Annotated in this window: 15 protein-coding genes; 7 read left to right on the top strand and 8 right to left on the bottom strand. The window is 31.6% G+C overall.

Going from position 1 to position 13,162, the window contains the following annotated elements:
• Positions 1 to 4: 4 nt before the first annotated feature.
• On the top strand, positions 5 to 490 hold the full coding sequence (locus tag M4I23_RS14105; protein WP_158848454.1) for a hypothetical protein: 486 nt from the start codon (positions 5 to 7) through the stop codon (positions 488 to 490).
• A gap of 96 nt (positions 491 to 586) precedes the next feature.
• Positions 587 to 1,429, top strand: a complete 843-nt coding sequence (locus tag M4I23_RS14100) for a hypothetical protein (RefSeq protein WP_158848452.1) — start codon at positions 587 to 589, stop codon at positions 1,427 to 1,429.
• Positions 1,430 to 1,648: 219 nt separating this feature from the next.
• Here M4I23_RS14100 and tpiA read toward each other — a convergent pair whose 3' ends face one another.
• The 5 genes from tpiA to M4I23_RS14075 form a co-directional block, all read right to left on the bottom strand.
• Positions 1,649 to 2,398, bottom strand: a complete 750-nt coding sequence (tpiA, locus tag M4I23_RS14095; RefSeq protein WP_158848450.1) for a triose-phosphate isomerase — start codon at positions 2,396 to 2,398, stop codon at positions 1,649 to 1,651.
• Positions 2,399 to 2,474: 76 nt separating this feature from the next.
• Positions 2,475 to 2,963 (bottom strand): TlpA disulfide reductase family protein, encoded by a 489-nt coding sequence (locus M4I23_RS14090; RefSeq protein WP_158848448.1) that lies wholly within the window; start codon positions 2,961 to 2,963, stop codon positions 2,475 to 2,477.
• A 43-nt stretch (positions 2,964 to 3,006) separates the two neighbouring features.
• Entirely contained in the window at positions 3,007 to 4,080 is a 1,074-nt protein-coding gene (locus M4I23_RS14085) for an ABC transporter permease (RefSeq protein WP_233267526.1), read from the bottom strand.
• Positions 4,081 to 4,113: 33 nt separating this feature from the next.
• Entirely contained in the window at positions 4,114 to 5,421 is a 1,308-nt protein-coding gene (locus tag M4I23_RS14080) for a BT_3928 family protein (RefSeq protein WP_249754844.1), read from the bottom strand.
• Between the two features lie 147 nt (positions 5,422 to 5,568).
• The gene (locus tag M4I23_RS14075; protein ID WP_249754843.1) at positions 5,569 to 6,111 is read right to left on the bottom strand and encodes a DUF1599 domain-containing protein; all 543 of its coding nucleotides are present in this window, start codon (positions 6,109 to 6,111) and stop codon (positions 5,569 to 5,571) included.
• Between the two features lie 135 nt (positions 6,112 to 6,246).
• On the opposite strand from M4I23_RS14075, the gene folP reads away from it, so the two are divergent.
• The 4 genes from folP to M4I23_RS14055 are packed head-to-tail and all read left to right on the top strand — an operon-like array spanning position 6,247 to position 9,332.
• Complete coding sequence (gene folP / locus M4I23_RS14070; protein ID WP_158848442.1) at positions 6,247 to 7,071, top strand: dihydropteroate synthase; 825 nt, start codon at positions 6,247 to 6,249, stop codon at positions 7,069 to 7,071.
• Position 7,072: 1 nt separating this feature from the next.
• Positions 7,073 to 7,753 carry a hypothetical protein gene (locus M4I23_RS14065; RefSeq protein ID WP_249754842.1) on the top strand — a complete coding sequence of 227 codons (681 nt, stop codon included), beginning with the start codon at positions 7,073 to 7,075 and terminating at the stop codon, positions 7,751 to 7,753.
• A 36-nt stretch (positions 7,754 to 7,789) separates the two neighbouring features.
• Positions 7,790 to 8,575, top strand: coding sequence for a diadenylate cyclase (locus M4I23_RS14060; RefSeq protein ID WP_158848438.1), 786 nt, complete (start codon positions 7,790 to 7,792; stop codon positions 8,573 to 8,575).
• 1 nt (position 8,576) lies between these two features.
• A complete protein-coding gene (locus M4I23_RS14055) occupies positions 8,577 to 9,332 on the top strand; it encodes a DUF3667 domain-containing protein (RefSeq protein WP_158848436.1) in 756 nt (251 codons plus the stop codon).
• A 28-nt stretch (positions 9,333 to 9,360) separates the two neighbouring features.
• Here the strand turns inward: M4I23_RS14055 and M4I23_RS14050 are convergent, their stop codons facing one another.
• Together M4I23_RS14050 and truA are read right to left on the bottom strand one after the other, a co-directional pair.
• On the bottom strand, positions 9,361 to 11,130 hold the full coding sequence (locus tag M4I23_RS14050) for an ABC transporter ATP-binding protein (protein WP_158848434.1): 1,770 nt from the start codon (positions 11,128 to 11,130) through the stop codon (positions 9,361 to 9,363).
• The gene (gene truA, locus M4I23_RS14045; RefSeq protein ID WP_249754841.1) at positions 11,131 to 11,874 is read right to left on the bottom strand and encodes a tRNA pseudouridine(38-40) synthase TruA; all 744 of its coding nucleotides are present in this window, start codon (positions 11,872 to 11,874) and stop codon (positions 11,131 to 11,133) included. It abuts the gene before it with no gap.
• A 92-nt stretch (positions 11,875 to 11,966) separates the two neighbouring features.
• On the opposite strand from truA, the gene M4I23_RS14040 reads away from it, so the two are divergent.
• Complete coding sequence (locus tag M4I23_RS14040) at positions 11,967 to 12,458, top strand: metallophosphoesterase (RefSeq protein WP_158848430.1); 492 nt, start codon at positions 11,967 to 11,969, stop codon at positions 12,456 to 12,458.
• A gap of 198 nt (positions 12,459 to 12,656) precedes the next feature.
• Here M4I23_RS14040 and M4I23_RS14035 read toward each other — a convergent pair whose 3' ends face one another.
• On the bottom strand, positions 12,657 to 13,067 hold the full coding sequence (locus tag M4I23_RS14035; protein ID WP_158848428.1) for a DUF4293 domain-containing protein: 411 nt from the start codon (positions 13,065 to 13,067) through the stop codon (positions 12,657 to 12,659).
• Positions 13,068 to 13,162 lie beyond the last annotated feature (95 nt).

Raw genomic sequence — 13,162 nt, 5'->3', positions numbered from 1 at the left:
TAACATGGAAGATCTTTTAAATGAATTTTTAAAAAGTGAAAAAGCATTGTTTTTATTCTCCGGAATAATTGGTGTAGTTTCCTTAATTATAGGTGTTCTATTTCTAACATTCGCCAATCATAAAAGTTTTGCTATAACCTTGATAGTACTCGGTGTATTAGAAATAGCTACTATGTTCCCTACTTACCTTAATTACCAACAAAAAATAGAAAATAAAACATCTATTTATAAAAACAACGAAACCAATTTCGTAAAAACAGAATTAGCAGAGTCTCAAAAAGCTCTAAAATCTTTTTTTAAACTGAAATTGATTTATGGAATTTTAATTGTAATCCTAATTTTCGGTATGTCGTTTTTAGGTGAAAAATCAATGTTCTTCGGAATATGCTCCGCTCTAATTTTACATTTAGCTTTTGCTATTACTATTGATAATTTTGGAGAGAAATATACAAAACATTATTTAACCGAAATATCTGCCTTTATCAAATAACGGCACAAAATATATTTAAGATTAAATTCATTTGTTGTCAAATGGCAACACCAGCCGCTTCTGCTCATTTTATCTTTATATAAAAGAAAAATAATCATGAAAAAACTCACCACAAAAAACCAACATTTAGTAAAAGCACAGTTATACAGATGGTACCAATTGTATGAACGCCCAATGAACGAAAAGCGCATTAGCAATCAACTAGAAATGCTAGACGAAAATATTATCATGATAAACCCAACAGGCAAAATTAAAGGCACTGCAGCTTATCCTGAACGACTAAAAGGTTATGATGGTTGGCAAAACGCACACCATATTAAAAACATTAATGTATCACTGCTAGGTGATAATACTTTAGGATTAGAAGTAGATTTACACTATCAAAATATTAAACCCAATGGAGAAAAGCAAAGTTATGCGTTAAAATATAAAGATGCACGTTTAGAACGAACCACAGATTCTCTTCCAAAATTCACGCGAATTGAAATTATTCCTGTTGGTGCTACAGAAGAAGATTTTGAAGATGCTTACCCAACAAATAGAACAAAATCTTTAATGTATTATTGGATTGCTTTAATGGAAAACCTAGACGGAAATGTTAATCCTTTTAAAGAATTATTGGCCGACAATTTTATCTTAAATTTTTCTACTGAAAGCAAAATAACTACAATTACTAAGCTTGAAAAATGGTTAAACGGAACTCCTAAACAATTACAAAACAGCGAACATAAACCTAAGAATTTTTCGGTAAAAGAAATTATGGAAAATGAATTTGAAATGACTGTCGAATTCGATTGGAAAGGTAAAACAAAGGAAGGTCAACATTTAGAAGGAACCACAAAGCATATTTGGTATATTTTAGATAATCCTGACGATAGATTTGCAAAAATATTAAAGGCAGATGTTATTCAGATAAATCCATTAAAAGCAGCAGAGTAAGTAATATAATTTACAGGTAATTGTGCGAATGTAATTGATACTATAAAAAAGCAACTAGTTTTAAAAATTCCATAATCATTGATTTTAATTAATAGCCAACGGCAAGCTTTCTAAAATTAAAAACAAATAGTAAAGGGTATTCTTTGAATTATAAAAAACTCAAGGAATACCCTTTTTATACTTATATAAAAATTGGTTTAAAAAACCCTTTCAATCTACTTAAAATGCATTAACAATTGCGAAAAAATCGTCAGCATTAAGCGCCGCTCCACCAATTAAACCACCATCTACGTCTGGTTTAGAGAAAATTTCTTCAGCATTTGCAGGTTTAACACTTCCTCCATAAAGAATTGAAACCTCATCGGCCACATCATTCCCGTACTTATCTGCTAATGTTTTTCTAACAAATGCATGCATATCTTGAGCTTGCTCTGGACTTGCAGTTTCTCCTGTTCCAATAGCCCAAACAGGTTCGTAAGCCAATACAATACTTTGAAAAGCAGATGCTTCTAAATGAAATAAAGCATTCTTTATTTGGTTACCAACAATTGTTTCTTCATTTCCAGATTTTCTATCTGCCAATTCTTCACCAAAACAGAATATAACACGCATACCTTTTGCTAAAGCTGTATCTGTTTTTTTAGCTAACAACTCATCGGTTTCATTAAAATACTCACGACGTTCACTATGTCCTAAAATCACGGTATTAACACCAATACTTTTTAACATATTTGCGCTAATTTCACCTGTATAAGCTCCATTTTCTGCAAAATGCATATTTTGTGCAATAACTTCGATATTAGAATCTTTTAAAGCGTCGTAAGCCTGAAATAAATTGGTAAAGGTTGGTGCTACCATTACTTCGGCATTAGAGGTTGTTGTTTGTTTTTTTAAAGCAGTTATTAACGCTTCTGTTTGCGCTAAATCGTTATTCATTTTCCAATTCCCTGCTACAATGTTTTTTCTCATGGTTGCCATTTAACCTTCCCAAAAGGAAAGGACTATTTTATTAATTAATAATTGTTGTTTTCTCCTGCTAAAATAATCAATTTTTCACAGCTTTTAGCAACTTATCGTCATCAGCTTCAATAACATTAAATACAACGATTTCGCCAGCTTTATTTATCACCAAATATCTAGGAATCCAACTTATATTTAAAAAATCTGCGAAATCGCAATCTTTTCCGTTTGCCATAAAATAATGATCACCAACAACCTGATATTTTTCAATACCACGTTTCCATGCGCCTTGTTCTCTATCTAAAGATAAAAACACATAAGCTAGATCTGGATTACTGGCTTGCAACGCTTTAACCTTAGGCATACCTTTTATACAGTCACTACACCACGATGCCCAAATATCGATAACAATGGTTTTCCCTTTGTGTTTATCGAGTATACTTTGAAATGTAGCCTCTGTACCATTTAAGGTAATAAAAGTGTCATTTAAAGCTTCCGTAGAAAATTCTTTTGGTTCGTCTTTACAGCTTAAAAAGCTAATTAATAAAATGAAAATATATTTAAATTTGTTCATAAAAAAGGGTTTATAAATGTTTCCGTTTTCACGGAATAAAATTTTATTTTAATTTGACTTTTGGATCTAACCAAACATAAATTAAGTCGACAAAAATATTAATAATTACAAATAAAACGGCTATTACTAAAACAGCTCCCATAATAACGGGTAAATCTAGTGTATTTAAGGCGTTTACTATTTCTTTTCCGAGTCCGTTCCAACCGAAAATATATTCTACAAAAACGGCACCAGCTAGCATGGAAGCGAACCAGCCAGATATTGCTGTAACTACTGGGTTTAATGCGTTTTTAACAGCATGTTTTTTTATAATTTGAAATTCACTAAGCCCTTTAGCCCGTGCCGTTCTAATATAATCTTGGTTAAAAACTTCGAGTAAAGAATTTCGCATAAGCTGAATAACTACCGCCAACGGACGGATACCTAAAACCACGGCTGGAAGTATTAAGTTTTTCCATTTTATGTGCATTGCTTCTCCAAAATCATCTAATTCATAAAGACTGCCCGTCATTTCTAAATGGGTGTATTTATGCAACACAAACCCAAAAAACCAAGCGAATAGAATGGCGCTAAAAAACGAAGGCACACTCATACCTAATGTACTAAATATCTGAATAATTTTATCTAGCCATTGGTCTTTATACAACGCAGAGACAATACCCAAAATAACCCCTAAAATTATAGCTATTATAATAGCCGAAACAGCTAAAACAAATGTATTTGGTAAAGTTTCTCCCAGTACTTGGCTTACTTTTTTACCTTGTTTTGTAAACGATTCTCGTAGATACGGAAATTTTAAAACCGTTGTAGTATTTCCAATAGTAAATAGCTTGCTAGCAGAGTATTTTCCTTGTCGCAAAAAAGTATAATCTTCTTTTTGATTTGAATGAAAAGATATAGGCAGTAAATCGTTTAAATAATATAAATACTGTGTTCCTAAAGGTTTATCGAAACCATATTTGTGCTTTACTGTGGCTAGTTGCTCGCTATCTTCATTTTGCCCTAACATCATTTGAGCTGGATCTCCAGGGAGTACATTAAATAAAAAGAAAATAACAGTTACTACTCCAAATAACGTAAGGATGGCGTATGCAATTTTATTTATTAGGTAGCTCAAATTGGTTATTGGATAAATATTGATTTAAATAAATTACTTTTTCAAAGTTACTTTTACTAAACTTGTAAAACCACTATGATTGGCTTGATTTATAGAGTCTAATTCTATATTACTTTCTTTAAAGACATTCACAGCTTCTATAGTTTCGGTATCTAAAGCTTCTACTTCTGTTTTAGTAGACATATCTCCATCTATAAAATATGCGATATTTTCAACTTTCACTGGTTCGGGAGCTCTTTCTACTTTAGGCAGTTTTAAATCGTCCCAATCGTTCCAATGTAATTTTTGTTTAATGGTCCCTTTATCCAACTCAATAATTCCTGGATTAGAACGCACTACTGTTTTAAGAGCTTTTTCATCACATAAATAGAACTCGAAATCTATATTATAAGCTTCTTTTATACGTTGCTTAACATCATTACCAGAAGCCGTTAAACCTATAATTTTATAGCCATTTCTTCTTGCTTCATCTTGCAGAGCTTTTAACTTTACTGCTCCACCGCGCTCCATACTTTCTAAATTATAAGATATGACTATTAGTAAATTATCTTCATTTAGGAATTTAGTAGTTAAATCTTCATCTTCAGATTCAATCGAAAAATCATAAATTGGTGGTTCATATCCTGCGGAAATTTCTTTTGTGTCAACACTTATAAAATCACCTTCTACCGTTGGGTAAGAGCCATTAGTTGTTATTATTTTTTCTTCGCCGTTAACTTTAAATTTCCAATAATATTCTGTTACTGGTTTTGCTGCATCTTCGGGCACACTCATACCTTCTTGAATGTTTGCTCCTATTTTGTAAGCTCTAAAGTCGATTGTAGGTAAGTGCATTAACACATGGTAACCAAACCATAAACTAAGAATAAAACTTAGTAATGCTAAAACAGTTGTTCCTAAATTTCCGAAAAGCGGTTTTATATGTTTTACTCCAAAAAACAGGATAAGAACAAAGAATAGCAATACAATATCTTTTGTAAAGGTTCCCCATGGTGTTAATTTTAAAGCATCTCCAAAGCACCCACAATCTTTTACTTTATCAAAATACGCCGAATAGAAAGTTAGAAATGAGAAGAAAACAATCATTAAAAGTAAACTCCAAACTGTAAATTTTGGTTTATAACCAATGAGAAGAAACACACCTAAAACAACTTCAAACACTACAACTAAAACAGAAACCATTAAAGCATATGGTTCTAAAAACGGAAGATTTAAAACATCTGGGCTAAAATATTCTGCTAATTTATACGAAAACCCTAACGGATCATCCAGCTTTACTAATCCAGATATAATAAATAAAACGCCAACGAATATACGGCTTAGGCTTACTAAAATTTTCATGCTTACTACAATTTTAAGGTTCACATAATACACCTTGATAAAGTGATTTTATGTGTTTACTGTTTTTTATTCTAATTGAATTAAAATTATCTTCTAAGCTTTAAATTGTCTTAGCTCGAGATTTAATAATTTATTTTTCTTTTAAATTTATTCTCCTTGATTTAAATGAATCATCGCAAAAATGGCGTAATTAATCATATCTTGATAATTAGCATCAATACCTTCACTAACCAAAGTCTTCCCTTTATTATCTTCAATTTGTTTTACACGAAGTAATTTCTGCAAAATTAAATCTGTTAAACTACTCACACGCATATCTCGCCAAGCTTCCCCATAATCATGGTTTTTATTTTCCATTAAAGTTTTTGTTATGGAAATATGCTTTTCGTACAATTCGGTTGCCGCCTCTGTAGATAAGTCTGGTTGCTCAACTACACCTAGTTCTAATTGAATAAGAGCCATAATCGAGTAGTTTATTATACCAATAAACTCACTTACCTCACCTTCATCCACCTTTCTAACATCATTTTGCTGCAAACTTCGAATACGTTGTGCTTTAATAAAAATCTGATCGGTTAAAGAAGGCAAACGTAATATGCGCCATGCACTACCGTAATCGCTCATTTTTTTTATAAATAAACTTTTACAAGTATTTATGACGGCATCATATTGTTTTGAAGTATCTGGCATGTATCAATTATATTTTGTGTAAATTTCGCTTAAATTGTTCAAAATTCAAAAGTTTTCAGGAGGAAGTTTGACGTTACAATTTTAAAGTTTTACGTTTGATATTTAATATCGAAAATATTGAGATTATAACAAGTTATGACCATTAATTGCAAAGGAACACTTATTGATTTATCATCGCCAAAAGTGATGGGTATTTTGAATTTAACACCCGACTCTTTTTACGATGGCGGACAGCATAAAAATGAAAAATCTATACTGAAACATGCCGAAAAAATGCTTTCTGAAGGTGCAACTTTTATCGACATTGGCGCTTACAGTTCTCGCCCAAATGCCGACCATGTTAGTGAAAAAGAAGAGTTAAAACGTATTTTACCAATTGTAGGTCTTCTTTTGAATGAATTCCCAGAAACCTTAATTTCCATTGACACCTTTAGAAGTGAAGTTGCTAAACAATCTATTGAAGCTGGTGCAGCAATAATCAACGATATTTCAGCAGGAATGCTAGATAACAATATGTTGCAAACAGTTGCTAATTTACATGTGCCATATATTATGATGCATATGCGCGGCACACCACAAACCATGCAAAAACAAACCAATTATGATAATTTGATAAAAGATATTTTATTCTATTTTTCTGAACGATTAGCGACTACAAAACAACTAGGTATTGTTGATGTTATAGTAGATCCTGGTTTTGGTTTTGCTAAAACTTTGGAACAAAATTTTGAATTATTGAATAAATTAGAATTATTCAACATGTTAGAAAAACCTTTGCTTGTTGGTGTATCTAGAAAATCTATGATTTACAAAACACTGAATAATACAGCTAAAGAAGCCTTAAATGGCACTTCTGTTTTAAATACAGTCGCTTTACAAAAAAACGCCTCTATTTTACGTGTTCATGATGTAAAGGAAGCTATGGAAACTATTAAACTTATTAAATCTTTGAATGCTTAAAATGAAACATATACTTATCCTTTTTATAACATTTTGTTTTTTTTCCTGTGGAAATGAAAAAGTACTGCAGTTACCAGAAATTAATCATTCTAAAATCACGGATATCGATGATATTTCTCCCGCCTATCTTTTTTATGATTTAGAAAAAGATAGTATTGAATTAAATAGACAAAACCTAATTAGCACAACCAATTGGCTCGTAAATGTTGATAAACGCTTAACATTGAAATTAGTTATTCCGCAGATAAAATTTCTTCAGAATAAAAAGAAACGTGCTGGTCATAAAAAAGAAGGTATAAAAAACTATTATACTTGTAATGATACAAGCCGAAAGAATTTAGGTTTCATAGAGTTTACCGAAACGGTTTATCATGAAGAAACAAGTGCCAATTATTTATCGAAGCTTTCAAATATAAATGACTCGCAGAATTCCATTACCATAAATTTTGATAAAAACAACAAAATCAAAATTGTGAATGGTGTCTTAAAATCTAATATTTCAAATTCAACCAAAGAAAACTTGTTAATAAACTTAAAAAAACTCGATACCTTAAACGGAATTATCTTTTTAAATTTTGATGAAACCTTGAATTTCCAAGATTATATTTCATATAAATCATTAATTGAAAAAGCAGATTTAACAGAAACTAAAATATCGAACAACGAATTTATTTTTAATTAACTCTAATTTACTAAATTTACAAAAACACTTTTACCATTGGAAATTTTTAATGACCTCTTAAACTTTAAAATTGTTGATATTATTGATGTAATTCTGGTAGCAGTGCTACTCTACTACGTTTATAAATTAACACGAGGCACGGTTGCCATCAATATTTTTATAGGAATTATTATCATTTATTTTGTTTGGAAACTTACCGAATTCCTTCAAATGGAATTACTTAATGGTATTTTTGGCGGCTTTATGAAAGTGGGAATTATTGCTTTAATTGTCGTCTTTCAGCCAGAAATAAGGAAATTTTTATTAATGGTAGGTTCTACCAATTTTAATGGTCGACGTAAATTTTTACAACAATTTAAATTCTTAAAAACAGAAACAAATACCACTACAGATGTTGATGTTATACTGTCTGCTTGTAACAAAATGGCAATGTCTAAAACTGGCGCCTTAATTGTTTTTGAACGCAGCAATAATTTAGATTTCATTGCTGCTTCGGGAGATGAAATGAATATAAAAGTAACTCAACCTATTATAGAAAGTATCTTTTTTAAAAATAGCCCATTACACGATGGAGCCATTATTATAAATGATAATATCGTAAAAGCGACACGAGTTATTCTTCCTGTAAATAATGAGAAAAATATTCCTCAACGCTTCGGACTACGTCATAGAGCTGCTATTGGAGTTACCGAAAAAACCGATGCTTTAGCTCTTGCTGTAAGTGAAGAAACCGGACATATTTCTTATTTTAAAGATGGTGAATTTGTTGTTTATAAAGATAATAATGAACTTAGTGCTATTATTAAAAAAGATCTAGCTTAATATGGAATGTAGAAATTGTAACCATTTAATTTCTACAGAAAGTATATTCTGCAATGCTTGTGGCGAAAAAACAACTTTTAAACGACTTACTGTAAAATCGTTTATAGTAGATTTTTTTAATCAGTTTTTAAGTATTGATAATAAGCTTTTTAAAACTTTTATAGATTTATTTAGAAAGCCTGATTTGGTTATTGACAGCTATATTAACGGCTTCAGAAAAACATATGTAAATGTCATTTCTTATTTAGGGTTATCGATAACTCTTATGGGACTTCAGTTTTTTATTCTGAAGAAATTCTTCCCAGAACTATTACAATACAGCGCAGGACTTGAACAACCAGAAGGTTTCGATATTAGCAGTGTTATGGATTTCATTACAGAATATCAAAGTGTTATTACTTTGGTGTCTATTCCTGTATATTCCCTAATCTCAAGATTTGTATTTAAAAAGTCGAAAAAGTATAATATTGCAGAACATTTCGTGATTATAACCTATACTTCGGCACACTGGTTTATTATATCATTTTTCATTATTTTAATAACCTTACCTTTTGGATTAAACTTCTACAACGCATCGCAATTAATTTCTATTCCAGCCTTGTTTTATATGGCTTATGTTTACAAAAAGTTATATGAGTTTTCGTGGAAATCGACTATATTGAGAACTATTTTATACACCGTAATAAGTTTCCTTTTTCCGATGATTATAGCATTAATTTTCGGCATACTTTACGCAGCTTTTTATCTAAAAAATTAGTAAGCTAAACAATATCAACTAATAAAGATTAAGCCACATCCTGCTTTAAAAACTGAACTTCATATAGGTTCCTGTAATAACCATTTTCTTTTTTAAGAAGTTCCGCGTGCGTGCCTTGCTCAACAATTTTACCAGCGTCCATTACAATAATTTTATCAGCCTTTTTAACGGTTGCTAAGCGATGGGCAATTACAATTGAAGTTCTTCCTTTAGTGATCTTATCGGTTGCATTTTGAATAAGTTGTTCTGAATAAGAATCGACAGACGACGTTGCTTCATCTAAAACCAAAATACTTGGATTAGTGACATACGCACGTAAAAATGAAATAAGCTGACGTTGACCAGAAGAAAGCATCACACCGCGTTCTTTTACGTTATAATGATAGCCATTTGGTAAAGACATAATAAAATCATGAATACCGATATCTTTAGCCGCTTGATGGACTTGCTCTTCTGTAATTTCTAGATTATTTAAAGTGATATTATTTAAAATAGTATCGGCAAACAAAAACACATCTTGCAAAACTACAGCAATTTGAGTTCGAAGAGATTCTAAGGTTACATCCTTTATATTTATACCGTCGACAGAGATAACGCCGTCTTTAATTTCATAAAAACGATTCAGCAAGTTTATAATAGTCGATTTCCCTGCTCCTGTTGCTCCAACAATAGCGACGGTATCTCCAGATTTTACATCGAATGAAATACCTTTTAGTACGGCTTCATCTTCAACATAATTAAAAAACACGTTTTCAAACTTAATATTACCTTTAAACGCTTCGGCTATATGTGTACCATGATCATCAATTTGTGAAGTAGTATCTAATACTTTAAACACGCGGTTTGCAGCAACCATACCCATTTGTAGCGTATTAAACTTATCCGCAATTTGGCGTAATGGTCTAAACAACATTGGAATAAACATAATAAAGGCTATTAAATCACCTTGCGAAACATCACTAGCCTCTAAAACCACACGCAAGCCACCATACCATGCTACTAACCCCATTGCTATAGAACCAGATAAATCTGCCAATGGGAAAAATATAGAGTTATACCAAACGGTTTTTAACCATCCTTTTTTATGACGCTCGTTTATGGCTTTAAACTTTTTGAACTCGGTATCTTCACGCGTGAAAAGCTGAAGAATCTTCATTCCTGTTAACCGCTCTTGAACAAAGGAATTTAAGTTAGAAACTTCGGTTCGAACTTCTTCAAAAGCCTTTTTCATTACTTTTTGAAAAACACGTGTAGCATATAATAACAAAGGAAGCATGATGAAAACAATAAGGCTTAATTTCACGTTTATTGAAACCATAACACAGAAAACAACTAGCATGGTTAGCAAATCTTTTACAATCATAAACAAACCTTGCCCGAAGATATCGGCAATACGTTCCATATCGGTAACCGACCTTGTAATAAGCACACCAACCGAAGAATTATCGTAATACTTCATTTTAAAACGCAATAAATGATTGAATAGTTTAGTTCGCACATCTTTCACTAAATTCTGACCTAACCACGCAGCGTAATAAATAAATGCAAGCTGAACAACCGTTTGAAGGATTAAAACAACCAGCATAATTATAACATAAAACATAAAATCGTCGGCTAGTTTTACCGCAATACTATTATCTATGGCATACTTAGTTAAATAAGGTGTTGCTGCACTAAGCACTGCAGATAAAACAACCATAACTAGTAAGCATACAAACACCAAATTATATGGTTTTATATAGGTAAATAACCTTTTAAAAAGGTTAACATCAAAAATTTTTTCTTTGGGTTTACTCATTTATATTTTTATATCTTCTGGATATTCTACTTCAATTAAATATAGGCCGTGTGCAGGAACAGAAAAACCGGCTTTACTCCTATTTTTAGATTCTATAATACGGTGTAAATCTTCTACCGAGATTTTATCTAAACCAATATTTATAATGGTACCAACTATAGCTCGAACCATATTTCGTAAAAAACGATCGGCTTTAATGATAAAATGCAATTCGCCATCTACCAAAGTCCATTCGGCTTTCATGATGTTGCACAAATAGGTTTTTACATTCGTTTTAGTTTTAGAAAAACACTGAAAATCGTTGTAATCCAACAATATTTTAGCGGCTTCTTTCATTTTTTCAATATCTAACTTTTGCTTTACATAATAAGCATCGTTGGCGCTAAATACATCTTTTTGCAAAGCAACACGATACAAATACGTTCTGCTAAGAGCATTGAAACGCGTATGTGCATCCTTTTTTACTTTAAAAACATCATGAATGGCGACATCCTGAGGTAAAAAAGAATTAAGTCTAAAAGCCAAATTAACTTCATCTAGAACACCTTCAAAATCAAAATGAGCAAACATTTGTTTAGCATGCACCCCTGTATCTGTGCGGCCTGCACCCATAATAGAAATTGGTGTATTCAATAAAAGAGATAAAGATTTTTCTAAAACTTCTTGGATAGAAATAGCATCTGGCTGAATTTGCCAACCATGATAAGCAGCACCGTTATATGAAAGTTCTATAAAATATCGCAATTTGTTTTAATACTTTTGTTGAAAGAACAAATATAGTCAGTTTTAAGGTTCTTGTGAATACTCGAATCTTAATTATATATTAAAAAAAATTAATGAAAAAGATATTACTCCTTTCGGATACCCATAGTTATATAGATGATGATGTTTTAAAATATGTAAAACAAGCCGATGAAGTTTGGCATGCCGGTGATATTGGCGATTTAAAAGTAACCGATGCTATAAAGGAATTAAAACCTTTAAGAGGTGTTTATGGCAATATTGATGATGCTAAAATACGTGGAGAGTTTCCAGAACATAATCGTTTTATGTGTGAAGAGGTTGATGTTTGGATTACGCATATTGGTGGCTACCCACCAAAATATAACTTGAGAGTTATTGAGGAAATAAGAAAAAATCCACCAAAAATATTTATTTCTGGGCATTCGCATATTTTAAAAGTAATGCCCGATAAAAAATTAAATATTTTACATATGAACCCTGGAGCGATTGGAAAACATGGCTTCCATAAAGTTAGAACTATGCTACGGTTTACTATTGATGGAAAAAAAATTGATAATTTAGAAGTTGTGGAATTTGCAAAGTAACCTATAACTTAAATAATAAAAAATCGCTTTCGCGGATGAGCGCGTTAGGGATTGTAGTGAAAAGCCCACAGCCTGACGAAGGAAGTGCGAGGACTTGTAGCGGAAAGCCCGACCCTTTTCGGGTAACGCCCAAAAACAAAAAACTCCAAAGTTTTCACTTCGGAGTTTTAACGCACTAATACTACTAAGATGTTAGGTTTATCGTAATCGATCTACAGATTTTACGAGATCTTCATCTTTCTTGATGGCCTTATTGGCTAATGCCAACAACACGATAGAAACAAGAGGGAGAAGCATCCCAATACCTTTCTCAGAAACCGCCGTCTCTCCAGATACCTTTAGTAATTGATACACAAAAAATCCTAATAAAATAAAGTTTGATATGATGTTAAGCCTCCCCAAAACAAATTGAAGTTGCCTATTTTTAAACATTAGTATAGATATTAAAGATAATACAGTTGAACCTAAGAAGAGTCCAAAATACAACATGTCGTCCTCGGCGAATACTATTTCACCAGCGTTTGTAGTCCATAAATTGAACACAAAAATTAATCCAGCAGATACTCCTGCCGACACTAATAAATAAACTGTTTGTATACGTTGTAACATATTATTTTAAATAACTAGATCACAAAAATAGCGGTTTCTTTAAAAAAATAAGCTAAAAAATTAAAATAAAGTCGTATAATTGCAGTATTAATTCT

It is taken from the genome of Algibacter sp. L4_22 (genome assembly GCF_023473045.1).
Lineage (GTDB): Bacteria > Bacteroidota > Bacteroidia > Flavobacteriales > Flavobacteriaceae > Algibacter.
This window is presented reverse-complemented; position numbering and strand designations above follow the sequence as displayed.